At 72.1% G+C, this 24182-nt stretch carries 23 protein-coding genes and 1 riboswitch; of the genes, 7 read left to right on the forward strand and 16 right to left on the reverse strand.

The genetic code is table 11. The features are described 5' to 3' along the window. Nucleotides 1–76: 76 nt before the first annotated feature. Nucleotides 77–424: a hypothetical protein gene (locus ACIRGB_RS16050; protein ID WP_403864377.1), complete on the reverse strand. Its 348-nt coding sequence runs from the start codon at nt 422–424 to the stop codon at nt 77–79. Next, the gene (locus tag ACIRGB_RS16055) at nt 421–1962 is read right to left on the reverse strand and encodes a carboxylesterase/lipase family protein (RefSeq protein ID WP_403864380.1); all 1542 of its coding nucleotides are present in this window, start codon (nt 1960–1962) and stop codon (nt 421–423) included. Before ACIRGB_RS16055 ends, ACIRGB_RS16050 begins: the two co-directional genes overlap by 4 nt. Nucleotides 1963–2090: 128 nt before the next feature. Here ACIRGB_RS16055 and ACIRGB_RS16060 point away from each other — a divergent pair, with 128 nt between their 5' ends. Continuing rightward, nucleotides 2091–2660 carry an AAA family ATPase gene (locus ACIRGB_RS16060; RefSeq protein WP_403864383.1) on the forward strand — a complete coding sequence of 190 codons (570 nt, stop codon included), beginning with the start codon at nt 2091–2093 and terminating at the stop codon, nt 2658–2660. On the opposite strand, the gene ACIRGB_RS16065 is transcribed toward ACIRGB_RS16060, so the two are convergent. Genes ACIRGB_RS16065 through ACIRGB_RS16080 form a run of 4 tightly spaced genes read right to left on the reverse strand, consistent with a single transcriptional unit; the run spans nt 2555 to nt 6544 of the window. Next, nucleotides 2555–3424: a hypothetical protein gene (locus ACIRGB_RS16065; protein WP_403864385.1), complete on the reverse strand. Its 870-nt coding sequence runs from the start codon at nt 3422–3424 to the stop codon at nt 2555–2557. The genes ACIRGB_RS16060 and ACIRGB_RS16065 overlap by 106 nt on opposite strands. Before the next feature lie 50 nt (nt 3425–3474). Further along, nucleotides 3475–4689 (reverse strand): hypothetical protein, encoded by a 1215-nt coding sequence (locus tag ACIRGB_RS16070; protein ID WP_403864388.1) that lies wholly within the window; start codon nt 4687–4689, stop codon nt 3475–3477. Then, nucleotides 4686–5390, reverse strand: a complete 705-nt coding sequence (locus ACIRGB_RS16075) for a hypothetical protein (protein ID WP_403864391.1) — start codon at nt 5388–5390, stop codon at nt 4686–4688. The genes ACIRGB_RS16070 and ACIRGB_RS16075 overlap by 4 nt, the downstream gene beginning before the upstream one ends. Further along, nucleotides 5387–6544, reverse strand: coding sequence for a glycosyltransferase (locus ACIRGB_RS16080; protein WP_403864394.1), 1158 nt, complete (start codon nt 6542–6544; stop codon nt 5387–5389). The genes ACIRGB_RS16075 and ACIRGB_RS16080 overlap by 4 nt, the downstream gene beginning before the upstream one ends. A 134-nt stretch (nt 6545–6678) precedes the next feature. Here ACIRGB_RS16080 and ACIRGB_RS16085 point away from each other — a divergent pair, with 134 nt between their 5' ends. Beyond that, nucleotides 6679–8211, forward strand: a complete 1533-nt coding sequence (locus ACIRGB_RS16085) for a peptide deformylase (RefSeq protein WP_403864397.1) — start codon at nt 6679–6681, stop codon at nt 8209–8211. A 142-nt stretch (nt 8212–8353) separates the two neighbouring features. Here ACIRGB_RS16085 and ACIRGB_RS16090 read toward each other — a convergent pair whose 3' ends face one another. From ACIRGB_RS16090 to thrC, 5 genes are all read right to left on the reverse strand, one after another. Next, nucleotides 8354–9484: an NADH:flavin oxidoreductase gene (locus tag ACIRGB_RS16090; protein WP_403864400.1), complete on the reverse strand. Its 1131-nt coding sequence runs from the start codon at nt 9482–9484 to the stop codon at nt 8354–8356. Nucleotides 9485–9701: 217 nt separating this feature from the next. Beyond that, a complete protein-coding gene (groL, locus tag ACIRGB_RS16095; RefSeq protein WP_356359560.1) occupies nt 9702–11327 on the reverse strand; it encodes a chaperonin GroEL in 1626 nt (541 codons plus the stop codon). 331 nt (nt 11328–11658) lie between these two features. Then, a complete protein-coding gene (locus ACIRGB_RS16100; protein WP_004929928.1) occupies nt 11659–11862 on the reverse strand; it encodes a cold-shock protein in 204 nt (67 codons plus the stop codon). A 419-nt stretch (nt 11863–12281) separates the two neighbouring features. Then, nucleotides 12282–12557, reverse strand: coding sequence for a MoaD/ThiS family protein (locus ACIRGB_RS16105; RefSeq protein ID WP_403864405.1), 276 nt, complete (start codon nt 12555–12557; stop codon nt 12282–12284). Beyond that, nucleotides 12554–13846: a threonine synthase gene (thrC, locus tag ACIRGB_RS16110; protein ID WP_403864407.1), complete on the reverse strand. Its 1293-nt coding sequence runs from the start codon at nt 13844–13846 to the stop codon at nt 12554–12556. The genes ACIRGB_RS16105 and thrC overlap by 4 nt, the downstream gene beginning before the upstream one ends. Nucleotides 13847–13863: 17 nt before the next feature. Beyond that, a riboswitch (SAM riboswitch) is annotated at nt 13864–14011 on the reverse strand. A 153-nt stretch (nt 14012–14164) separates the two neighbouring features. Here thrC and ACIRGB_RS16115 point away from each other — a divergent pair. Beyond that, nucleotides 14165–15109: a glucosyl-3-phosphoglycerate synthase gene (locus tag ACIRGB_RS16115; protein WP_403864410.1), complete on the forward strand. Its 945-nt coding sequence runs from the start codon at nt 14165–14167 to the stop codon at nt 15107–15109. Between the two features lie 82 nt (nt 15110–15191). Further along, entirely contained in the window at nt 15192–16580 is a 1389-nt protein-coding gene (locus ACIRGB_RS16120; protein WP_403864413.1) for a trehalose-6-phosphate synthase, read from the forward strand. 16 nt (nt 16581–16596) lie between these two features. Here ACIRGB_RS16120 and ACIRGB_RS16125 read toward each other — a convergent pair whose 3' ends face one another. The 4 genes from ACIRGB_RS16125 to ACIRGB_RS16140 all read right to left on the reverse strand — a co-directional run bounded on the left by ACIRGB_RS16125 (nt 16597) and on the right by ACIRGB_RS16140 (nt 19738). Then, nucleotides 16597–17184, reverse strand: a complete 588-nt coding sequence (locus ACIRGB_RS16125) for a hypothetical protein (RefSeq protein WP_403864416.1) — start codon at nt 17182–17184, stop codon at nt 16597–16599. A gap of 138 nt (nt 17185–17322) precedes the next feature. Further along, complete coding sequence (gene otsB, locus ACIRGB_RS16130) at nt 17323–18192, reverse strand: trehalose-phosphatase (RefSeq protein WP_403864419.1); 870 nt, start codon at nt 18190–18192, stop codon at nt 17323–17325. Between the two features lie 55 nt (nt 18193–18247). Next, entirely contained in the window at nt 18248–18481 is a 234-nt protein-coding gene (locus ACIRGB_RS16135) for a DUF3263 domain-containing protein (RefSeq protein WP_403864422.1), read from the reverse strand. Between the two features lie 39 nt (nt 18482–18520). After that, complete coding sequence (locus ACIRGB_RS16140) at nt 18521–19738, reverse strand: extracellular solute-binding protein (protein WP_403864884.1); 1218 nt, start codon at nt 19736–19738, stop codon at nt 18521–18523. 155 nt (nt 19739–19893) lie between these two features. On the opposite strand from ACIRGB_RS16140, the gene ACIRGB_RS16145 reads away from it, so the two are divergent. The 3 genes from ACIRGB_RS16145 to ACIRGB_RS16155 all read left to right on the forward strand — a co-directional run bounded on the left by ACIRGB_RS16145 (nt 19894) and on the right by ACIRGB_RS16155 (nt 23118). Then, complete coding sequence (locus ACIRGB_RS16145; protein ID WP_403864425.1) at nt 19894–20895, forward strand: ROK family protein; 1002 nt, start codon at nt 19894–19896, stop codon at nt 20893–20895. Further along, the gene (nagA, locus tag ACIRGB_RS16150; protein WP_403864428.1) at nt 20895–22040 is read left to right on the forward strand and encodes an N-acetylglucosamine-6-phosphate deacetylase; all 1146 of its coding nucleotides are present in this window, start codon (nt 20895–20897) and stop codon (nt 22038–22040) included. Before ACIRGB_RS16145 ends, nagA begins: the two co-directional genes overlap by 1 nt. A gap of 145 nt (nt 22041–22185) precedes the next feature. Then, complete coding sequence (locus ACIRGB_RS16155) at nt 22186–23118, forward strand: 1-phosphofructokinase family hexose kinase (RefSeq protein WP_403864431.1); 933 nt, start codon at nt 22186–22188, stop codon at nt 23116–23118. Between the two features lie 34 nt (nt 23119–23152). Here the strand turns inward: ACIRGB_RS16155 and ACIRGB_RS16160 are convergent, their stop codons facing one another. Beyond that, nucleotides 23153–24142: a carbohydrate-binding protein gene (locus tag ACIRGB_RS16160; protein ID WP_403864434.1), complete on the reverse strand. Its 990-nt coding sequence runs from the start codon at nt 24140–24142 to the stop codon at nt 23153–23155. Nucleotides 24143–24182 lie beyond the last annotated feature (40 nt).

Consider the following 24182-nt stretch of genomic DNA (forward strand, 5'->3'; position numbering starts at 1 on the left):
GCCGAAGGCGACGCGCAGCGGCGGCGGAGCGCCCTGGAAGTCGGGGACGCCCTGAGGCACCACCAAGACCGGTGCCTCAGGCGCGGCGGCGTTTCAGGCCGAGGTGGGTGGTGACCACGGCCAGCCCGGCCACGCCGTACGCCAGCCACAGGCCCCCGGTCCGGTAGCCGTCCGCCGCCCCCTCCTCCTGCGCCTTCCTCTGCTGCGCGTACGTCCGCGTGCCCGCCGAGCGGCCGTCGGCGAAGTCGTACAGGTCGCACGTCTCGCCCGGCTTCATGGGCCCGGAGCGCTCCGCGTCCCCGTACTCCTCGATGATGCCGTCGCAGCGCGGGGTGCCGTCGGCGGTCGCCGCCTCGGTGAGGACGTACGCGCCGACGACGACCGGCACGGCGAACAGGCCCAGCAGGAGACTCCGGAAGCTCACGCCTCCGGTCCCACCAGCGGCAGCGCCGTGAACTCGTGCCCCTCCCACAGGCGGCGGGACGTCTCCTCCGGGTACGGCGCGACGGTCGGCTCCGCGTCGAACACCCGCACGAGGTGCCGCTGCGCGTCGTACGCGGGCCAGCCCGGATCGCCGGTGCGGGCGAAGGCCGTCCAGGCGGCGCGGAAGCGTGCCGACAGGGCCAGCGCCTCCTCGGACGGCGCCGCGCCGCCGAACTGGAGCTGCGCCAGGTCCGCCTGGAAGGTGCCGAAGAGCAGCGGGACGTCCAGGGCGTGACAGGCGCCCAGGGCGCCGCCGAAGGCCGGGGCGGGCCAGGTGAGTTCGTAGACGTGGGCCCGGCCGCCGCCCGCGAGCTGGGCCTCGGCCAGGTGGAGGGACGGCATCGCGAACAGCCAGTCGGTCTGGACGTGTTCGTAGAGGTCGTTCGCGGTCGCGTCCGGGAACGCCGCACGGTAGGCCGACTCGCCGCCCGGGGCGTACAGGCGCAGGGCGGTGCTCGCGCGGTCCTCGCCGATCTGGCCGAGCTTGCCCGCCATCATCGTGAACAGGCGGTTCTCGTCCCGGTTGTGACCGGTCATCAGCTCAATGTCGCGGGCCGCGCCGGACGCCAGCGCCTGCCACGGCGTGACCGGCAGGAACTCGCCGTCCACGACGGGCGCGTACGGGGTGACCGTGGGCGCCGCCCGGCCCCAGCGGGCGACGTTGCCCGGCATCTTGGGGGCGAGCGCCTGGCCCGCCTTGACGAGCTGGTCCGGGGCGACGCCCGAGAGGTCGGCGACGGTCGGGCTCAGACCCAGCTCGGCGGCGAGGGCGGTGCCGATGTCGGCGGCGAGTTCGGTGGAGAAGAACGTGCCCGGCACGCTCTGGGCGACGGCCCGCCGGAAGAGTCCGGCCGCGCGGGGCATCGCCAGCAGGGCGGCCACGGAACCGGCGCCGGCCGACTCGCCGAAGATCGTGACCTGGTCGGGGTCGCCGCCGAACGCGGCGATGTTCTCCTGCACCCAGACCAGCGCGGCCACCTGGTCGAGCAGGCCCCGGTTGGCGGGGGCGTCCTCGATGTGGGCAAAACCCTCCATGCCGACGCGGTAGTTGAGGGTGACGACGACGAGGTCGCCGTCGGCGGCTATACGGCGGGCGTCGTAGGCGGGGTTGCCGGAGTGGCCGAGCTTGTAGGCGCCGCCGTAGATCCAGACCATGACCGGGCGGTGGGCGGCCGGGTCGGGGGCGGGCGTCCAGACGTTGACCGTCAGCCAGTCGTCGCCCCCGGGGACGTCCGGAGGGCCGGCGGTGCCCGCGGCGCCGAAGTCCTGCGGGGGCGGCGGGCCGAAGGCGTACGCCTCGCGTATGCCGTCCCAGGGGCGGGGCCGGCGCGGGGCGGCGAACCGGGCGTCCCCCACCGGCGGCTGGGCGAAGGGAATGCCGCGGAAGACGGCCAGCCCGTCCTCCGTCCGGCCGCGCACCGCGCCACCGGCGGTGCGCACCACGGGTTCCGCTGATTGAACGGGTCCAGGGATCGTCATCCCACGGACCCTACGCCACGTGATTCCCGGTCCGTCCGTGCCTGGCGACCGAGGATCTCAGGGCCCCGAGGCCTTGGGAGGTGGCAGCCTGGAAGCGGAGAGACCGACGCCATACGAGGAGTGCACGAGTGAACACCGAGTCCAGGCAGAGCACCGCCTCGGACGCCGCCCCGACCGTATACCTGCTGACCGGGCTGACAGGGTCGGGCAAGACCACGTACGCGAAGCAGCGGCTGGAGCCCGCCGGCGCTGTCCGGCTCTCGGTCGACGAGCGGGTCTACGAACGGCACGGCCGCTACGGCGTCGACTATCCCGAGCGCGACTACTTCGCTCTTGAGGCGCCGGTCGTCGCCGAGATCCGAGAGGAGCTGGTCAAGCTCGTCGCGGCCGGCCGGGACGTCATCCTCGACCATGGCCTGTGGCTGCGTCCGGCCCGCGAGGAGTGGAAGAAGCTCGTGGAGTCGTCAGGCGGCCAGTGGCGGCTGCTGTACTTCCCCGTCGACCGGACCGAGCTGCTGCGCCGCCTGCAAGAACGCAACCAGCGCCAGGACGCCAACGCCCTCACGGTCAGCGAAAGCGCACTGGACGACTTCTACGCCCGGTTCGACCCGCCTGCTGGAGAGGGCGAAGAAGTCATCGACCAGGACTCGTTCCAGGCGCGGCCGTATACGGGAGGCCGCCAGGCGGAGACAAGCTGAGTCGCCTCGGCCGCCCACCAGGCGGGCACCGCCCTCAGCGACACCGGCCGGAAGCCGAACCTCGGATCGTCCACGTTGATCCGTCCATCATGCTGGACGAGGTGGCCCATGCACTGGCGGGCCTCGGAGAGCCACGCAGGGGAAACGGTCTGCCATGTGCCATCCGCGGAGTGCAGGGCCCGCCGCTCGACGTCTTCGGCGACGCCGCTGCGCCACTTGAAGTGGTGCACGACGACCGGCGGGCGGTTCCCCGGCCGGTGCCCTTCCGCCCGGTGGTTCCCGGAATCCACTGGCACACGGGAGTGCGCGAGGACCACCTTGCGGGGGTCGCCGCGCATCAGGTGGTGGGTGAGGAACCCGCCGAGCGGATACGTGGCATCCAGACCGGCCACGCCGAAAGTCCAGCCCGTCAGTGTGCCGTCGTCGGCGACCCGGTCGAGCATCAGCCCTCCGACCGTCCCCGTTCCTTGCTCGGCCTGGGCGATCACCTCATCCATCGGGACGGGATAGACCTGGAACTCGTCGGAGTCCGCCAGCAGGTGCCAGCCGTCGCCCGCCTTGACCCGCAGCAGATCCCGCAACCGGGTGTTGGTGTGCTCGTGCCATGGCCCGGTGCTGATGGCGGCCGGCGTGATCCCCAGCTCGCGGCACGCCGTCTGGAGGGCGAGACGCCGGTCGGCCGGGGCGTAGTCGGTGAAGTGGAAGCCGAGGACGAACCGCTCGATGCCGAGCGAGCGGTAGTGGTCGACCCACGCAGTCAGCAAGGCGGGTTCCACAGGGCCGATCACGGCGACCAGTACGGGAGGAACAGACATCAGAGGGCACCCTTCGAGGCGGTGTCGTAGAGGAAGGCGGTCTGTTCCGCCGCTGTGGGGACTCCCAGGTCGGCGCCCGCATCGCCCGGCGGGCGGGCCAGGGGGCTCCACGCGAGATCACGGAGCAGTGCCGCGAGGGCGCCGCCGTCACCAGCGGGGAAGGTCCTGACCCACGGGCGGCCGGCGAGACGGCCGGTGAGGGCCGGATCGTGTTCGGACACGAGCAACGGCACCCCGAGCCGCACGGCGTCCACCACGAGCCCGGACTCCTTGGCCACCCCGGCTCGGCGTGCGACCACCGCGGCGTCGGACGCCGCATACACCTCGCGGACCTGGGCCTGCGTGGCCGGGCCCGGCACCACGTGCAGCCGCACAACAGGCAGAGCACGCCAGCGGTCCAAGACCTCGGTGTGCAGCGGCGTGCCCGCCACCAGGACGTGCAGCGGGCCGTCGAGCCGGTTGAGTGCGGCGCCGACCGTGTCGATGTCCTTGTACGGCCACCAGCCACCCACCAGGCACACAGCGGGCTCCTCAGCCGGAATGCCGAACGCCTCCCGGGCCCGGCGGCGCTCCTCGCCCGTGAGCCGGTCCTCCGGGTCGGCGACGGCGAACGGCCGCACCTGCACCCGGAGCCCGGCAAAGCGGCCGGCGAGATCGGTACGGACCGCTTCCGTGGGCGCGAGCACCTGCACCCGCCGCTCACCGGCGCGCACGAGGCGTCCCAGCAGCCGTAGCGCGGCGTCCTCCGTGGTGACGACCTCGTGGACAAAGCGGGTGTGGGTGCCGCCGAGGAGACCGGCGAGCCCGTGCAGGGCCTCGCTGGCGCTGAGCACGACCACAGGACCCGGGCCGAAGCGGCGCGCGGTACGCACGCATGCCGCTTCGGCCATGCAGCGGGACAGCAGCGTCACCTGGTGGGGGAGACGGCACAGGGCGTCGGGCCAGCGGCGGAAGCGCAGCACCCGCCGCCCGAGCTCGGCCACGGAATCCAGGGCGAGAGCCGCCGCGGTCAACGGCGCCGCCGACGCCCCCGCGGGGACACGCACCCGGGCGCCGGCCGCCCGTAGCTGCCGCCATGACTCACCAGCGACGCCGTACGGGCTGATCACGACCGTCCTTGGGTGCGCCTTCGCCAGCGCGATCAGGGCGCCCTGGTGGTGCCCTCCGGGCCGGTGCGCGCCCGGCTCGACGAGCACCAGAGTGTTGCCGGTCACCCGGCAACCGCCTGCTCGGCGTGGGCGGCGGTGAAGCGGGCGAACAGCCACGAGGGGTCGTTCAGCTTGTCGAACAGCTGGGGTGTCCGAGCGGCCGCGCCGGCGAAGGCCACGCCCTCCTTCGCGCCCGCGGTGGCGTACGGGGCGAACTCGCCGTCGCAGCCTCCGGTCCAGGCGGCGATCCGCTGGGCTGCCTCCCCGTCGTCCATGCCGTACTCGCTGCCGCGCGCCAGCATGGCGCACTCCCGGAACCCGGCCTTCCAGGCGTGATAGGGCGACTGGTTGATCCGAGTGGTGCCGGCGACGCGGGTGTGGAACTCGGTACGGCCGGGGAGAGCGGCGAGGACGTCGACCGCTTCGCCGAGCTGTCGCAGCGCCGAGCGGCGGATGAGCTTCAGCCCGCCGTATCCGTAGACCAGCCCTTTGAGGGGGTTCCGGGCGCGCCACACGCGCATGTCGACGTCGTCGGCGAGCGGGGCCACGTCGTCCAGGCCGAACTCGGTGGCGATGACGAAGTCCCCGTCGGCGAGGAGGAACTGCTCGGTGTCCACGATCTCGGCGGCCATCCGGTACGCGCGCCGCATCCCGTGCACTCCGTGCAGCCGCTTCACCTTCACGCCGAGGACCCGCTGCAGACGTGTGTGGAGCAGACCGGCCCGCGGTTCGTCGTACGACAGCATCAAGATGTCGAAGTCGCTCATCGCAGGGCCTCCAGGTAGCGGGCGGCGACCCGGCCGGGCCGCAGATCGGCGGTCGTGGAGTGGGCGCGCTTGGCCTGGACCCGGTAGAACTCGGAATCCGTCGCGAGCCGCGCCACGAGGGCCAGGGCCTCGTCGGATGTCTCGAACAGCAGGTCCTCGTCGATGTGCTCAGCCAGCCAGCCGGTACGAGGGGCGATGACCGGCAGCCCCATGCTCTGGCAGTCGATCACCGACATCGACCACGGGCAGCCCGCCCGGAACGGCGCGATCCCGAAGTGGGCACCGGCCAGGATCTCCCGGTAGCGGACGCGGTCACCGTCGTCGGAGGCGATCGTGACTCCCGGCGTGCCCGCGAGATCGAGCCGGTACCGCTCCGGGCTCGGGTCGAGCCGGATCCGTTCCGGACTGCGCTGCCCGAACAGGTCCATCACCGTCAGCCGCACCGGCGCCTCGTCGACCAGCCGCCGCGCGAGCGCGGTGAACTCGCTCGTGCCGTAGTGGGCGTACAGGCGGTGGTTGTAGAGGCCGGTCAGCGTGCCGTCGGGCACCGCCGCGTCTTCGGGGCCGCGGACGAGCCGCTCGTCGCGCGGCGCGGGCACGATGTGCAGCCTGTCCGCCAGGTCGACGTTCATCCGTGCGGCGGCTGACGACGTCCAGGACGCGGCTGTCGCCGAGTGGACCAGGACTCGGTCGCACGCCGCGAGACCTGCCGCGAACGCCAGCAGCACGCTCCGGCCCAGGCTGCCGTCGTCCAGGGACGGGTCAAGGAGCAGTTGCTCCCCGCCTGCGAAGGAGAACGGCAGATAGTGGCAGTAACCGGCGACCAGCGCGTCCACGCGGGCTTCCAGCAGCGCGGCACGGACGGCGGGCGCGGCTTCGACCTGGTTGGCGATGACGACGTCCGGCCGGGTCTCACGGATCACTTTGACCAGGCCGTCCAGGCCGGGGTCGAAGCGGGCCCGGTACTTCGTGGACGGCGACACGGTCGGCACGTACCGGATACGCGGGTCACCGACCGGCGCGGGGGACGCGAGGGTCACCTCGGCACCGGCGTCCGCCAAGGCGGGCGTCAACAGCTCGGCGAACGTGAACCCCGAGTCGGCTGACAGCCGGTGCGGGTTGGACACGTTGAGCAGATACAGCACGCGCTGCATGGGATTCCTCCTACCGACCGGGGGTCGTTCCGGGCCGGTGAGGGAAGGAAAGCGGCGTCAGGGGCAGCGACAGAATGGTGAACTGGGGTCACTCACAGTTCACTCACGCACTCAACCAGCCGCTATACGGGGGGATGATGGAGCCGCAGGGCCACCTGACGTCGGAGCAGGCCCACGAGCACTTCGTCGCGGAACTCGCACGCTGGCGGGAGGTGCGGGGCCTGTCGAAGCGGGCCCTCGCCCTACGCATGGGCTTCCACCCGTCCTACGTCAGTCACATGGAGTCCGGGCGGACGAAGCCCACGGAGGACTTCGCGCGGCGTGCCGACGAGACGCTGAACGCGGGCAAAGCGATCTGGCAGCTGTGGCGCGCCTACGAGACCGCCAAGATCCGAGCCAGTAAGACAGCCTTGGTGCCCGCCGCGCGGACCGAGCAGCCGTACGCCACCGGATCCTCCGTCCTCGTCGAGCACGACGCCGCACGCCTCGACTACGACGGGGACCGTTACCGGCTCACCATGCGGCGCCTGCTGCGCAACACAGGCACCGAGCCCATCACCCGCTACCTCATCCGCATCAGCGTCGACCGCTACCCCGGGGAACCCGAGCGGAGCAACGCCCACTACCGGTCCCACCCGCTGACCTGGAGCGAACTCGACCTCACCGCGGTGTGCCGGGGCGAGAGCATGAGGTGGCAGGCCAAGCACGACCGAGACGCCTTCAAAGAGGTCTGGCTGCTGTTCGAGAACGATCAGAGCCGGTTCCCGCTGTACCCCGGCGAGTCGGTGTGGATCGAGTACACCTACACGGTCGGCCAGGAGAAGTGGGGCCGCTGGTTCCAGCGCGCCGTCCGGCTGCCCACCGAGCACCTCGAAGTGCAGCTGGCCTTCCCGACCCGGCTCGACCCTGCGGTCTGGGGGACGGTGACCTCCATGACCGCCGAGGCATCCCCGCTCCACACTGCACCGACGCGCACTGAGGAGAACGGCGTCACCGTCTTCACCTGGTCGACGAGCCGCCCCATCCTGCACGCCCGCTATCGTCTTGAATGGCGCTTCCGGGCCGCCCCAACAGGACATGAGCACCGAGGAGTTCACGTGAGCGAGGCGCTGCCCAGCCAGCAGATGCGCGACCTCGGCGTCGTCCAAGAGGGCGCACCTATCCTCACCGAGCCCGCCAGGTCCTTCGACCTGCCCACAGAACGGGACGCCGTGGAACAGGCTGTCGAAGCCCTCTTCGCGGCTATGGAACGCATCTCCGGCGTGCACACCTTCGCCAAGGGGGCGGGTATCGCCGCACCGCAGATCGGCATGGGCCGCACCGTTGCCGTCGTCCAGCCGCCCGAAGCCGGCGCCGGGGCCATCGTCCTGGTCAACCCCCGCATCGTGGACACCTCGGAGGAGGCCGACGAGCAGTTCGAGGGGTGCCTGAGCTTCTTCGACGTACGCGGCATGGTGCCCCGGCCCCTGAGGATCACGGTAGAGACCACGGCTCTCGACGGCACCACGGTCACGACGACGTACGAACGGGGCGTGGCCCGCCTCATCGCTCACGAGATCGACCACCTCGACGGACACCTGTACACCTACCGAATGAGGCCCGGCGTGGAGCCCATCCCGGTGGCCGAGTACCGGCAGACGGGCCGCAGTTGGTCGTACGAGTCCTGACCCCTCGCCTCGTAGAACCACTGCCCCTTCGCACCGCACCCGGCCGAGAGCTTCTGCCAGGCCCCAGGAGCCCGCATGCCCGGCGTGCCGGGCAAGTGCGGGTCGGTGCAGGGGCTGCAGGGGCGGTTCGCGTGCCAGCCGGTCAGCTCAGGGTCTTGATCGCTGCCGCGTCGTACGGGGCGAGCGCGTCGAAGCGGCCGGTGAGGACCTTCTCGGCCCACTGCGGGTCCTGGAGCAGCGCGCGGCCGACGGCGACGAGGTCGAACTCGTCGCGCTCCATGCGGTCGAGGAGGTTGTCGAGGCTGCCGACCGGGGCGCCCTGGCCCTGGAAGGACTTGGTGAAGTCGCCGTCGAGGCCGACCGAGCCGACGGTGATGGCGGTCTTGCCGGTGAGCTTCTTGGTCCAGCCGGCCAGGTTGAGGTCCGAGCCCTCGAACTCGGGCAGCCAGTAGCGGCGGGTGGAGGCGTGGAAGGCGTCGACACCGGCCGAGGCGAGCGGGGCGAGGATGGCCTCCAGCTCCTGGGGCGTCTCGGCGAGGCGGGCGCCGTAGACGTCCTGCTTCCACTGGGAGTAGCGGAAGATCACGGGGAAGTCCGCGGAGACGGTCTCCCGTACGGCGGCCACGATCTCGGCGGCGAACCGGGTCCGGGCCACCGGGTCGCCGCCGTAGGCGTCGGTGCGGCGGTTGGTGCCGGACCACAGGAACTGGTCGACGAGGTAGCCGTGGGCGCCGTGGATCTCCACGCCGTCGAAGCCGATGCGCTCTGCGGCCGCGGCGGACTCGGCGAAGGCGCCGATGACGTCGTCCAGGTCGCGCTGGGTCATCGCGGTGCCGGTGGGCTCGTCCTCGCCGATGCGCAGGCCAGACGGGCCGACCGCGGGAGCCTCCGGGAAGGGCGGCTCCCCGGCCTTGCGGACCATGCCGATGTGCCACAGCTGCGGCACGATCGTGCCGCCCGCCGCGTGCACCGCCTCGGCGACCTTCGCCCACCCGGCGAGCTGCTCCTCGCCGTGGAAGCGCGGGACGCGGTCGCTCTGCCCGGCCGAGGCGTGGCCGACGTAGGTGCCCTCGGTGACGATCAGTCCGACTCCAGCGGCGGCGCGGCGGGAGTAGTACGAGACCACGTCCTCGCCGGGGACGCCGCCCGGGGAGAACATCCGGGTCATCGGCGCCATCGCGATGCGGTTGGGCACGGTGAGGCCGTTGATCGTGGCCGGGCGGGCGAGCAGTCGGGCGGCGCGGGTGGCGGCCTCGGCGGAGGTGACGGTCACGTGGGGGCTCCTGAGGTGGGTACCGGTCGGTATGTGCGTGCGCATTCATGCACTCCCCAACGGGAACCGGCCCACCCCGCCGGGCCATTCCGCCCGACGCCCCGATGTGACCCTGACAACAGCGGAAGCGGGCGGAAACGCCCGAGGGCGGCACCCCCCGCTCGGGGAGTGCCGCCCTCGGTCCGTACGGGACGGCCGATCAACCGGAACCGGTCGATCAGAAGTCCATGTCACCGCCCGGCATGCCGCCCGGGGCGCCCGCCGCGGCGGCCTTCTCCGGCTTGTCGGCGATGACGGCCTCGGTGGTGAGGAACAGCGCGGCGATGGAGGCGGCGTTCTGCAGGGCAGAGCGGGTCACCTTCGCCGGGTCGATGATGCCCTCGGCGATCATGTCGACGTACTCACCGGTCGCGGCGTTCAGGCCGTGGCCGACGGTCAGGTTGCGGACCTTCTCCACGACGACGCCGCCCTCGAGACCACCGTTGACGGCGATCTGCTTCAGCGGGGCCTCCAGGGCGAGCTTCACGGCGTTGGCGCCGGTCGCCTCGTCACCCGACAGCTCCAGCTTCTCGAAGACCTGGGAGGCCTGGAGCAGGGCCACGCCACCACCGGCGACGATGCCCTCCTCGACGGCCGCCTTCGCGTTGCGAACGGCGTCCTCGATGCGGTGCTTGCGCTCCTTGAGCTCGACCTCGGTGGCGGCACCGGCCTTGATGACGGCCACGCCGCCGGCCAGCTTCGCCAGGCGCTCCTGGAGCTTCTCGCGGTCGTAGTCCGAGTCGCTGTTCTCGATCTCGGCGCGGATCTGGTTGACGCGGCCCTGGACCTGGTCGGCCGAGCCGGCGCCGTCCACGATCGTGGTCTCGTCCTTGGTGATGACGACCTTGCGCGCGCTGCCCAGCAGGTCCAGCGTGGCGTTCTCGAGCTTGAGGCCGACCTCCTCGGAGATGACCTCGCCGCCCGTGAGGATGGCGATGTCGCCGAGCATGGCCTTGCGGCGGTCGCCGAAGCCCGGGGCCTTGACGGCGACGGACTTGAAGGTGCCGCGGATCTTGTTGACGACCAGGGTCGACAGGGCCTCGCCCTCGACGTCCTCGGCGATGATCAGCAGCGGCTTGCCCGACTGCATGACCTTCTCCAGGAGCGGCAGCAGGTCCTTGACGTTGCCGATCTTGGAGTTGGCGATCAGGATGTACGGGTCGTCGAGCGACGCCTCCATACGCTCCATGTCGGTGGCGAAGTACGCCGAGATGTAGCCCTTGTCGAAGCGCATACCCTCGGTGAGCTCCAGCTCCAGACCGAAGGTCTGGGACTCCTCGACGGTGATGACGCCTTCCTTGCCGACCTTGTCCATGGCCTCGGCGATCAGCTCGCCGATCTGGGTGTCGGCGGCGGAGATGGAGGCCGTGGAGGCGATCTGCTCCTTGGTCTCGACATCCTTGGCCTGCTCGAGCAGGGCGGCGGAGACGGCCTCGACGGCCTTCTCGATGCCGCGCTTGAGGGCCATCGGGTTGGCGCCGGCCGCGACGTTGCGCAGGCCTTCCTTGACCAGGGCCTGGGCGAGAACGGTCGCGGTGGTCGTACCGTCACCGGCGACGTCGTCCGTCTTCTTGGCGACTTCCTTGACCAGCTCGGCGCCGATCTTCTCGTACGGGTCCTCGAGTTCGATCTCCTTGGCGATGGAGACACCATCGTTGGTGATCGTGGGGGCGCCCCACTTCTTCTCGAGGACGACGTTGCGGCCCTTGGGGCCGAGCGTCACCTTGACGGCGTCCGCGAGCTGGTTCATGCCGCGCTCGAGGCCGCGCCGTGCCTCCTCGTCGAACGCGATGATCTTGGCCATGTGAAGTGGTCCCTCCAGGACTGGGGGTGATTCCTTCGGACCGCGCCCGCGCCCGCGACGGACGGCTCGCCTGCCGTGCGGTTCCTTCCCCACCCGGCCTGCGGGCCTCACCGACCCGGTCCTTCGTTGTCACTCTCACCATCAGAGTGCTAACGCCAATGATTAGCACTCGCCCCTGCCGAGTGCAAGCGCCTGCCGGGGATCGGCGCCCGCGCTCAGCCACCCGCGAACACGGACCCGGACGGGTGTCCGGACAGCCCGAAGGGCCCGCACCCCTGACGAGGTGCGGGCCCTTCGGAGAAGAACCGTTCGCTTGCGGTGGCCGAACGTCTCAGGCGCTGAGGCGAACCATGTCGGCCTGCGGGCCCTTCTGACCCTGCGAGATCTCGAACTCGACCCGCTGGCCTTCTTCGAGGGTGCGGTAGCCGTCCATCTGAATCGCGCTGTAGTGGACGAAAACATCCGCACCACCGTCGACCGCGATGAAGCCGTACCCCTTCTCCGCGTTGAACCACTTGACGGTGCCCTGAGCCATGCCTAACTCCCCTATTACTGGCCCTTGCACAGATCCGCACTTCGCGGACCCGGGTCAGACCTCGCCCCCTCACGACTGGGGGCGTGCGCCGGAACGCGTCGACCGCGGCTGAATGTATCTGTCCAACTGCCGTCTGCAACAGGTCAGTCGGACGAGAAATCTGGACGCGCCCGGTCCGGAATGTGGCGAGAATTCGCCTGAATTCGGGTCAAGTCGGGGCACGCAAAGGGAACAAAAGCCGCAGAATACGCTCGCACTTTGGCTGCTTCTTGTCGGGCGGGCGGCAGGAATTAACGGTTCCCGTTGTGCCGATCGGGAGCGCGTTCCCCAACTCTACCGCGCTCAACCACATGGAATTGCCCCCTCCGTTTCTCTTACGGAGAGGGCAATACGCACTACAAGGTGTATCCGCGTCCGTTTCAGCCGCCGGCGACCGCCGGGATGATCGAGACGCCCGCGCCGTCCGGCGTCGCGGTCTGAAGGCCCTGCTCGAAGCGGACGTCGTCGTCGTTGACGTAGACGTTGACGAAGCGGCGCAGCTTGCCCTGGTCGTCCAGGACGCGGGCGGCGATGCCGGTGTGGTGCTTCTCCAGGTCGGAGATGACCTCGCCGAGGGTGGCGCCGTCGGCGCTCACCTCGGCCTTGCCGCCGGTGTAGGTGCGCAGGATGGTCGGGATACGAACGGTCACGCTCATGCGAGGCCAGCCTCTCGGAAGGAGTCCAGGTTGGGGCGGATCGTGGCGGTGACGCCGGTGCCGGCCACCGCGTCGAGGGTCTTCAGGCCGTCGCCGGTGTTCAGGACGACCGTGGTGAGCGACGGGTCCAGCACGCCGTCCTCGATCAGCTTCTTCGTGACGCCGACGGTCACGCCGCCCGCCGTCTCCGCGAAGATGCCCTCGGTGCGGGCGAGCAGCTTGATCGCGTCCACGACCTGCTCGTCGGTCACGTCCTCCACGGCGCCGCCGGTGCGGCGGGCGATGTCCAGGACGTAGGGGCCGTCGGCCGGGTTGCCGATGGCCAGCGACTTGGCGATGGTGTTCGGCTTCTGCGGGCGGACCACGTCGTGCCCGGCCTTGTACGCGGTGGAGACCGGCGAGCAGCCCTCGGCCTGCGCGCCGAAGATCTTGTACGGCTTGTCCTCGACCAGGCCGAGCTCGATCAGCTCCTTCAGCCCCTTGTCGATCTTCGTCAGCTGGGAGCCGGAGGCGATCGGCACCACGATCTGGTCGGGCAGCTGCCAGCCGAGCTGCTCGCAGATCTCGTACGCGAGGGTCTTGGAGCCCTCGGCGTAGTACGGCCGCAGGTTGACGTTGACGAAGCCCCAGCCCTCGCCGGCCGGGTCGCCGATCAGCTCGGAGCAGAAGCGGTTCACGTCGTCGTAGTTGCCCTCGATGCCGACCAGCTCGCCGCCGTAGACGGCGGCCATGACGACCTTGCCCTGCTCCAGGTCGTGCGGGATGAACACGCAGGAGCGGAAACCGGCCCGGGCGGCGGCGGCGCCGACGGCACCGGCGAGATTGCCGGTGGAGGAGCAGGAGAGCGTGGTGAAGCCGAAGGCGCGGGCGGCCTCGATGGCCTGGGCGACGACGCGGTCCTTGAAGGAGTGCGTGGGGTTGCCGGAGTCGTCCTTCACGTACAGCCCGCCGGTGACGCCCAGCTCGCGGGCGAGGTTGTCGGCCTTGACGAGCTTGGTCCAGCCGGGGTTGATGTTCGGCTTGGTGGCGACGTCGGCCGGGACGGGCAGCAGCGGGGCGTAGCGCCAGATGTTCGCGGGGCCCGCCTCGATCCGCTTGCGCAGCTCTTCGGCGTCGTAGGCGGAGAAGTCGTAGGCGATCTCGAGGGGGCCGAAACACTCCTCGCAGGCGAAGACCGGTCCGAGCGGGACCCGGTGGCCGCACTCCCGGCAGCTCAGCGCTGCGGCGGGGCCGAGGTCGACCGCGGGGGTCGCGGAGTTCGTGGTGGATTCGGCAGTCTGCACAGCCATGGAGGCGAGGCCCTTTCTCCTCATCTTCCTCACGACGCATCTCGCCGTGAGACGGATTTGGCACCTTCCCTAGCCGGGAGCCTCGCCACGTCCGTGTGACAAGAGCCGGCTGGAGGGTTGCCGGGGCTTCATCGGGCCGTATCCCTCTGCCCCTCTGGATGAGCGGTATGAAGTTGTTCTTCGCGTTGTTCTTCGCCGGTGCGCGCGGCGACCCCGGCATGCGGTGGTCCCACGCGTTGTTCAAGACTGTAACCGAAGGCCAGGACGGTTGAGATAGTCGTCCGCACCGCGAGATGGATCACAAAGGAGCCCCGGGACGTGCTGGAAGAAGTCGAGCGCTGGCTGGACGCACGCTCCTGGTCGGCCGGTGACCGGCCCGTCCAGCACCTTCTGTCCGCCAAGCACGCCACCGGGCAGTCGGTCAGCGTGGTGCTGCCCGCCCTGGACGAGGAGGCGACGGTCGGCGACATCGTCACGGTGATCCGGCGGGAGCTGGTGGAGCGGGTCCCGCTCGTCGACGAGATCGTGGTCGTGGACTCCGGGTCGAGCGACCGCACGGCGGAGGTGGCCGCGGCGGCCGGCGCGCGCGTCGTGCACCGCGACGCGATCCTCCCCCGCATCCCCGCCGTGCCGGGCAAGGGCGAGGTGCTGTGGCGTTCGCTGCTGGTCACCGGCGGGGACATCGTCTGCTTCGTCGACGCCGACCTGCGCGAGTTCTCCGCCGACTTCGTCTCCGGGATCGTGGGCCCGCTGCTCACCGACCCGGACGTGCACCTCGTCAAGGCCATGTACGACCGGCCGCTGGGCGGGGCCGCCGGGCAGGGCGGCCGGGTCACGGAGCTGATGGCCCGCCCGCTGCTGAACATGCACTGGCCGCAGCTGGCCGGTTTCGTCCAGCCGCTGGGCGGCGAGTACGCGGCCCGCCGCTCCCTGCTGGAACGGCTCCCCTTCCCGGTCGGCTACGGCGTCGAGCTGGGCATGCTGGTCGACGCCCTGCACCTGGTGGGCCTGGACGCGCTCGCGCAGGTCGACGTGGGGGTCCGCGTCCACCGCCACCAGGACGGGCGGGCCCTGGGCCGGATGGCCGCCGCGATCTACCGCACCGCCCAGCTCCGGCTGGCCCGCGGCCACCTGGTCCGGCCGGCCCTCACCCAGTTCGAGCGGGGCGTCGACGGCTTCGAGCCGCGCACCTACGCCGTGGACACCGAGGAACGGCCCCCGATGACGGAGATCGCGGAGTACGCGGCCCGGCGGGTGGCCTGACGGCGGGCCGCGTGACCGGATCGGCGTCCGGGTGACACAGGGGAACGTTTGAGGTGCGAGGGGCCGGGCTAGGTTGAGGCGTATGGCTTCAAGGTTCGGTGCTGCTCAGGTGCTGGTCGCCTCCAATCGGGGGCCCGTCTCGTACGAGGTGCGGGAGGACGGGTCGCTGCTCGCCAAACGGGGCGGTGGCGGGCTCGTCTCGGGGCTGTCGGCCATCGGGCCCGACGCCGGTGCGCTGTGGGTGTGCTCGGCGCTGGGCGACGGCGACCGCGAGGCGGTGCGGCGCGGGGTCGGCGAGGACGGCGTACGGATGCTGGACGTGCCGGCCGACGTGCACGCGGACGCGTACAACGGGATCGCCAACTCGGTGCTGTGGTTCGTGCACCACATGCTGTACCAGACGCCCCTGGAGCCGGTCTTCGACGCGGAGTTCAGGCGGCAGTGGGCCTCCTACGAGGCGTACAACCGGGCCTTCGCCGAGGCGCTGGCCGAGGAGGCGGCCGAGGGCGCGGTCGCGATCGTGCAGGACTACCACCTGACGCTGGTGCCGGGGATGCTGCGCGAGCTGCGGCCCGACCTCAGGATCGGCCACTTCTCGCACACGCCGTGGGCCCCGGTCGACTACTTCCGGCTGCTGCCGGACGACATCGCCGAGCAGGTGCTGCGCGGGATGCTGGGCGCCGACCGGCTCGGGTTCCTCACCCGGCGCTGGGCCGACGCGTTCACCGCGTGCTGCGACGCCGTGGTGGGCGGGCTCGGCGGCACGGAGATCGGCGTGCACGGGCTGGGCGCCGACGGGGACTTCCTGCGCGCGCGGTCGCACGAGGCGGACGTCGAGGAGCGGATGGCGGATCTGCGCGCGGAGATCGGGGAGGGCCGCCGCACGATCGTGCGGGTGGACCGGACCGAGCTGTCCAAGAACATCGTGCGGGGGCTGCTGGCCTACCGGGAGCTGCTGACGGGCCGGCCCGAGTGGCGCGAGCGGGTCGTGCACGTCGCGTTCGCCTACCCCTCGCGGCAGGACCTCGCCGTGTACCGGGACTACACGGCCGAGGTGCGGCGGGTCGCGGAGGCGATCAACGAGGAGTTCGGCACGCCGGGGTGGACGCCGGTCGTGCTGAACCTGAAGGACGACTTCGCGCGGTCCCTCGCGGCGTACCGGCTGGCGGACGTGGCGCTCGTCAACCCCGTCCGGGACGGGATGAACCTGGTCGCGAAGGAGGTGCCGGTCGTCTCCGACAGCGGCTGCGCGCTGGTGCTGTCGCGGGAGGCGGGGGCGTACGAGGAGCTGGGCGAGGACGCGGTGGTGGTGAACCCGTACGACGTGGTCGGGACGGCGGACGCCCTGCACGAGGCGCTCTCCCTGCCCGCCGGGGAGCGGGCCGAGCGGTCGAAGCGGCTCGCCGCCGCCGGCACCGCGCTGCCCCCGGCGCGGTGGTTCCTGGAGCAGCTGGACGCGCTGCGGGGCTGAGGGGCCGGGGCGGGGGCTACTTGTCCTGGACCGGCGGGCAGGTGCCGGTCTCCTCGCCGATGGAGTTGATCTCGGCGTTCGGCCTCGGGTCACCGGCGTAGTTCACCTGGTCCGTGCACTTCACCCCGTCCTTCTTCGGGGTGCCGGACTGCGTGCCGCCCGACTGGACCGGCGGGCAGGTGCCGGTGTCCGCGCCGATCGAGTTGATCTCGGCGTTCGACCTGGGGTCACCGGCGTAGTCCTGCTGGTCCGTGCACTTCTCCCCGTCCTCCTTGGGGGCGCCGGACTGCGCGCCGCCCGACTGGACCGGCGGGCAGGTGCCGGTCTCCTCGCCGATGGAGTTGATCTCGGCGTTCGACCTCGGGTCACCCGCGTAGTTCACCTGGTCCGTGCACTTCTCCCCCGTCCCCTGGCCGGGCTTCGCACCCTTCGGGGTGTCCGAGGACGTGCCGGTGGCGGTGGCGGTGGCGGACTGTGCGGCGCTCTTCGCGGTGGAGGTGGCGGGGGCCGCGTCGTCGCTGCTGCCGCCGTTGCCGCAGGCGGTCAGCGTCAGGCCGAGGGCCACGGCGGCGAGGGCGAGGAGCGGAGTCTTCCGAGCGGACATGGCGTGTTCCTCCACGGTTCTGGGCTCACTGAGCAGGCGTTACGCCTCCCAAGACCGTGCGGGCGGAAGATCGGGTTCCCCTGCCCGGGGCGTCAGGACACGCCTGTGACATACGGGGGAAGCGTCCGTGACGTTGTCTCAGGCCAGCCGGCGCGCGAGGGCCGCCAGCAGGGCCACCACTCCGGCCGGGCCGGCCACCTCGACGTCCGCGCGCTCGCGCAGTTCCGTCACCTCGTCGCTGCCGCTGCACACCAGGAGGCCCGGGGTGCCCTCGGCGCGGAGGGTGTCGACGGCCGCGTAGGCCGGGAGGTCGCCGAGGTCGTCGCCGGCGAAGAGGACGGCGGCGGCGTCGAGGGAGTGGACGTACGACCGCAGGGCCGCGCCCTTGTCCATGCCGGGCGGGCGCAGCTCCAGCACCATGCGGCCGGGTTCGACGATCAGGCCGTGCCGGGCGGCCAGGTCGGTGAGGGGGGCGCGCAGGGCGTCGAAGGCGGCCTGCGGGTCGGGGGCGCGGCGGGTGTGGACGGCGACCGCGTGCCCCTTGTCCTCGATCCAGGTGCCCTCCGCCGCCCCGGACCGCTCCAGCAGCCCCGGCAGCTCGGCGCGGACGGCGGCGACGCCGGGGTGCGGTTCGGGCGTGGTGAGGGTGCCGGTGGCGGCGTCCCAGCGCTCGGCGCCGTAGTGGCCGAGGACGACGAGGCGGTCGAGGCCGGGGACGTCCGCGAAGCCGCCGTGGTGCACGGCGACCTCGGCGGGGCGGCCGGTGATCACGGCGATCGAGGCGACCTTCGGGGCCAGCGCCGCGAGCGCCGGTACGGCCCCGGGGTGGGCGCGGGCCCGGTCGGGGTCGGGCACGATCGGGGCGAGCGTGCCGTCGAAGTCGAGCGCGACCACCGCGCGGCCGGGGTGCGCGAGGAGCGCGTCGAGCCCCTCGCGTCCGGCCGCCGTCACGGGCGTCGGCAGGGACTGCGGGGAGTCGTCTCGGATGGAGTCCAGGTGGCTGCCCATACCGCGAACCTATCCCGCCGGGGCGGGGCGCACTCCCCCACCTGTGCGGGCGGGCTCAGCGTTCCGTGCGGCGGGACTCGCGGATCCGGCGCAGGCGGTTGACCGTCACCGGGTCGGTGGCCAGGGCGCGGGGGTCGTCGAGGAGGGCGTTGAGGAGCTGGTAGTAGCGGACGGGGGCCAGGCCCAGCTCCTCGCGGATGGCGCGCTCCTTGGCGCCGGGGCCGGAGAAGCCGCGGCGTTCCAGTGCGAGGATGCTCCGCTCCCGCTCGGCCAGCTCTTCCGGGTCCATGTACGGCACCGTAGCGCCCGCCACCGACAACGCGGCCCGCTACTCCGCGCTGCCCGCCCGCATGGCCGTCGCCTGGATCTCGCCGAGAACGGCCTCGGGGCTGCGGCCGGGCGCCACCGCCTCGCCGATGTGCTTCTTGACGTCCGCGCTGACCGAGGCCCAGGAGGTCTTGCCGACCGGGTACAGCTCGGAGAGCAGCAGCTCGTCCAGGAACGGCTTGAGGTTCTCGTCCTCGGCCGCGGTGCTCATGGTCCGGGAGGCCGAGGTGGTCACCGGCAGCAGGTTGTACTCACGGGAGAAGTCGAGGACGTTCTCCTCGCTGTAGACGAAGTCGAGGAAGTCGCCGACCTCCTTCTGGTGGCCGTTCTTCTTGAAGGCCGTCATCCAGTCGGAGACGCCGAGGGTGCTGCTGCTCTCGCCGTCGATGCCCGGAGTGGTCACCATGCCGTACTTCACGCCCTTGGCGGACGCCATCTTCATCAGCGAGGGGTGGCCGTTGAGCATGCCCACGTCGCCGCTCGCGAACGCGGCGAAGGCGTCGGCGCGGTCGAGCTTGCCGGGGGCGACCGGGCCGGTGAGGCCCTTGCCGACCAGTTCGTCCCGCAGCCAGGTGAAGGTGGTGACGTTCTGCGGGGAGTCGACGGAGTAGGTGCCGACGTCGTCGGTGTAGCCGCCGCCGCCGCTGAGCATCCACTGCATCGTCTCGGCCTGCGCCTCCTCGGGGCCCAGCGGCAGGGCGTACGGGTACTTCACGCCCTTCTCCTTGAGCGCCTCGGCGGCCTCGGCGAGGTCGTCCCAGGACTTGGGCGGCTGGACGCCGGCCTTGTCGAAGAGGGTCTTGTTGTAGAAGAGCACGCGGGTGGAGGCCGCGAAGGGCAGGCCGTACTGCACGCCGTTGACCTGGCCCGCGCCGGCCAGCTGGGAGACGAAGTCGGCCTGGACCGGGATGGAGAGCACGTCGTCGGCGCGGTAGAGCAGATCCTGGTCCGCGTAGTCGGAGTAGGCGCCGATCTGCGCCATGTCGGGCGCCTCGCCCGCCTCGACCAGCTCGCGGACCTTGCGGTCGACGTCGTTCCACGAGTAGACGGTGACGTCCACGTGTATGTCGGGGTGCTTGGCCTCGTAGGACTCGACCAGCTCGTCCCAGTACTTCTGGGAGCTGTTGTCCTTGCTGTCGCCGTAGTCGGCGGCGACGAGCTTCAGGGTCACCTCGTCCGAGTCGCCGGTGAGACCGCAGCCGCCGAGGACCGCCGTCATGCCCAGTGCGGACACCACCGCGATCGTTCCTGTCCTACGCCGCTGCACCTGTTCCCCAACCCTGACTGCTCGTTCGCCCGTTCGCTTACCGGATTAAGGTCTACACCACCGCAGTGGACTAGACCTCTCCCGGGTGTACGGGCCACACTGTCCCCGTGAGACATGTCATCGCCCTCGATGTGGGCGGCACCGGGATGAAGGCCGCCCTGGCGGGGCCTGGGGGCGAACTGCTGCACCAGGCGCGCCGGGCCACCGGCCGCGAGCGGGGGCCCGAGGCGGTCGTCGCGGGCATCCTGGACTTCGCCGCCGAGCTGCGGGCCTACGGCGCCGACCGGTTCGGCGAGCCGGCCCGCGCCGCCGGTGTCGCCGTCCCCGGCATCGTCGACGCCGAGCGGGGCGTCGCCGTGTACGCGGCCAACCTCGGCTGGCGCGACGTACCGCTGCGGACGCTGCTCGGCGAGCGGCTCGGCGGCATCCCGGTCGCCCTCGGCCACGACGTGCGCACCGGCGGACTCGCCGAGGGCCGGATCGGTGCCGGGCAGGGCGCCGACCGGTTCCTGTTCGTGCCGCTGGGCACCGGCATCGCGGGTGCCATCGGCATCGACGGCCGGGTGGAGGCGGGCGCCCACGGCTTCGCGGGCGAGATCGGCCATGTCGTCGTGCGCCCCGGCGGCCTCCCCTGCCCGTGCGGCCAGCGCGGCTGCCTGGAGCGGTTCGCGTCCGCGTCGGCGGTCAGCCAGGCGTGGGCGGCGGCCTCCGGCGACCCGGCGGCGGACGCCGCCGACTGCGCCGAGGCCGTCGAGTCCGGGGACGCCCGCGCGCTCGCCGTGTGGCGGGACGCCGTGGACGCGCTCGCCGACGGGCTGGTCACCGCGCTCACCCTGCTGGACCCGCGCGTCCTGATCATCGGTGGCGGTCTCGCCGAGGCGGGGGAAACCTTGTTCACACCGCTGCGGGACGCCGTCCGGCGGCGCGTCACCTTCCAGAAACTGCCCGAGATCGTCCCCGCCGCACTCGGGGACACCGCCGGTTGCCTGGGTGCCGGGCTGCTGGCCTGGGACCTGCTCGACACCGCTGCCGCGACTGCCACCGCCGCCACGGCTCCCACAGCTTCCCCGGCCGCCACGGCCGCGACTCCCCCGGAGGTAACCACCTGATGGCCCCAAGCAAGGTTCTCGCCGGTGCCCGGGTGGTACTGCCCACCGGGACCGTGGACGACGGCCGCGTGATCGTCGACGGCACGCGGATCGCGGACACGGCTCCCCCGCAGGCCGAGGTCGTCGACGTGTCGGGCCACTGGGTGGTCCCCGGCTTCGTCGACCTCCACAACCACGGCGGCGGCGGGGCCTCCTTCGCCGGCGGCACCGCCGAGGAGGTCCTGGTCGGCGTCGAGACACACCGCAGGCACGGCACCACCACGGTGGTCGCCTCCGCCGTCACCGGTGACCTGGACTTCCTCGCCCGGCACGCCGGGATGCTCGCCGAGCTGGCCCAGCAGGGCGACATCGCCGGCATCCACTTCGAGGGGCCGTTCATCTCCCCGTGCCGCAAGGGCGCGCACGACGAGCAGCTGCTGCGCGACCCGGACCCGGCCGAGGTGCGCAAGCTGGTCGACGCGGCGCACGGGCACGCGAAGATGATGACGCTGGCGACCGAGCTGCCGGGCGGCCTGGACTCCGTACGGCTGCTCGTCGAGCACGGCGTGATCGCGGCCGTCGGGCACACCGACGCCACCTACGAGCAGACCGTGCGGGCCATCGACGCGGGCGCCACCGTCGCCACGCACCTGTTCAACGCGATGCCCCCGGTCGGTCACCGCGCCCCGGGGCCGATCACCGCGCTGCTCGAGGACGAGCGGATCACCGTCGAGCTGATCAACGACGGCACGCATCTGCACCCGGCCGCGCTCCAGCTGGCCTTCCACCACGCGGGTGCCGCCCGGGTCGCCTTCATCACCGACGCGATGGACGCGGCGGGCTTCGGCGACGGCCGCTATCTGCTCGGCCCGTTGGAGGTCGAGGTCGCGGACGGCGTCGCCCGGCTGGTGGAGGGCGGCTCGATCGCGGGGTCCACGCTCACCCTGGACCGCGCCTTCAAGCGGGCGGTGACGGTGGACCGGCTGCCCGTCGGGGACGTGGTCGCCGCGCTCTGCGCCAACCCGGCGCGGCTGCTCGGCCTGGACGACCGGATCGGCTCCCTGGAGCCCGGCAAGGACGCCGACCTGGTGGTCCTGGACGACGCCTTCGACCTGGTGGGCGTGATGCGCAAGGGCGCCTGGGTGGTCGATCCCCACCTCGGCTGATCCGTCCCCGGGTCCGGCCCCGGGTCCGCCCCGGGTCCGGCCGCCCCGGGGACTGGGCCGACCGCCCGCCTTTTGGCATGATCGTGTCGTGGAGCACGGCTCCGCGGGCACAGCCAGCCGCACACGATCGGGGGAGGTCGGCCCGGTGATCCTCACCGTCACTCTCAACACCGCGCTCGACATCACCTACCGCGTCCAGGGCCTCAGGCCGCACGCCTCCCACCGGGTGACCGAGGTGACCGAGCGGCCCGGCGGCAAGGGGCTGAACGTGGCCCGGGTGCTGGCGGCCCTCGGGCACGAGGTGACGGTCACCGGCTTCGCGGGCGGCACCACCGGGGGCGTCGTGCGCGCGGGGCTGACCGGCGTGCACGGGGTGACCGACGCGCTCGTGCCGGTCGCGGGGGCGACACGGCGCACCATCGCCGTCGTCGACGAGCGCAGCGGCGACACCACCCAGCTCAACGAGCCCGGCCCGGCCGTCGCGCCCGCCGAGTGGAGCGCCTTCCAGGTGGCGTACGAGGATCTGCTGACCGGCGCCGCCGCGGTGGCCCTGTGCGGCAGCCTGCCGCCGGGCGTCCCGGTGGGCGCCTATGCCGGACTGGTGCGTGCCGCGCGCACCGCGGGGGTGCCGGTGCTGCTCGACACCAGCGGGGAGCCGCTGCGGCGGGGGCTCGCCGCCCGCCCCGATCTGATCAAGCCGAACGCCGACGAGCTGGCCGAGCTGACCGGCTCGCACGAGCCGCAGCGTGCCGCGCAGGCCGCCCGGCGCCGCGGTGCCCGCTCGGTGGTCGCCTCGCTGGGCGCCGAGGGGCTGCTCGCGGTGACCCCGGAGGGCCGCTGGCGCGCCGCCCCGCCGGCCCACGTCCGGGGCAATCCGACCGGGGCGGGCGACTCGGCGGTGGCGGGCCTGCTCTCCGGCCTGGTGGAGCAGCTGCCCTGGCCAGAGCGGCTGGCCCGCGCGGTCGCCCTGTCGGCGGCGACGGTGCTGGCGCCGGTGGCGGGCGAGTTCGACCGGGCGGCGTACGAGGAGCTGCTCGGGCGCGGCGTCGCGGTGACCGCGGAGGCGGGCGCGGCCTGACCCCTGCGGGGCCGCCGGGTCCGCCCGCCGGGCCCTAGTCCTTGACCTGGCCCTTCTTCAGGGAGAACTGGTCCAGCAGGACGTTGCACTTGTCGCCGTCGGCGCAGGCCAGCGTGATCGTGTTGGTGCCCTTGTTGAGGGTCGGCCACGCGTAGGTCTTGGTCCAGCCCTTGGCGAAGTCGCCGTCCTTGGCGTGGGCGAAGTTGCCCAGGTTCAGCTTGCTGCCGAACTCCTTGCCGTTGACCGTGAGGGTCATCGACTGGTCCTCGCCGGCCGCGCTGTACGTGGTGAAGAGGGTGTAGAGGCCGTCGTCGGGGATGCCGTTCACGGTCCAGGTGACCGAGGCGCCCGGCTGGTTCAGGTTGGCCACGTAGACGCCGCCGGCCGACTGGGCGCCCTTCACCTCCGAGGCGAGGGAGGCCGCGCCGCCCAGCCGCATCGCCTTCGCCTCGACGGAGGGCAGCTCGGCGTCCTCGTCGTCGCCGCCCTCGCTCGCCGACGGGCTCGGCTCGCTGCTCTGGGACTGGGTGGGGGCCGGGTCGCCGCCCGCCGCGTCGCCGCTCTTGTCGTCGTCGGAGCCGCTGCTCGTCATGGCCACGGCGATGCCGACGACCACGGCGGCGACCACCGCCACCGCGCCGATCAGCAGACCCTTGGTGTTCGGACCGCGGCGTCCGCCGCCCCCGCCGTGCCCCGACGGCTGCTGCGGGCCCCCGGGGCCGCCGCCGCCGGGGAAGGTCTCCGGCGCGGCGTAGTGCGCGTTCGGCTGCCCGTAGGCCCCCTGCGGCTGGCCGTAGGCGCCCTGCTGGGGCGGGGCGGCCTGGCCGTAGGCGGCGGTCTGGGCGCCCTGGCCCTGCGGTGCGCCGTACTGCCGTGTGCCGACGGGACGCACCCGGTTGACCGAGTTCGGGTAGCCGTAGCCACCGGACGGCGGCTGGGCCCCGTTGGCCTGCCCGTCGGCGTAGAGGTAGCCGAAGGGGTCGTCGTCCTCGGGCGTGCTCGCGCCGTTGCTGCCGGGCGTCATCCCTAGGTCTCCTAACCAGATGCGGTGCGTGATGCGGTAC

The sequence above is a fragment of the Streptomyces sp. NPDC102490 genome, assembly GCF_044765285.1.
GTDB lineage: Bacteria > Actinomycetota > Actinomycetes > Streptomycetales > Streptomycetaceae > Streptomyces.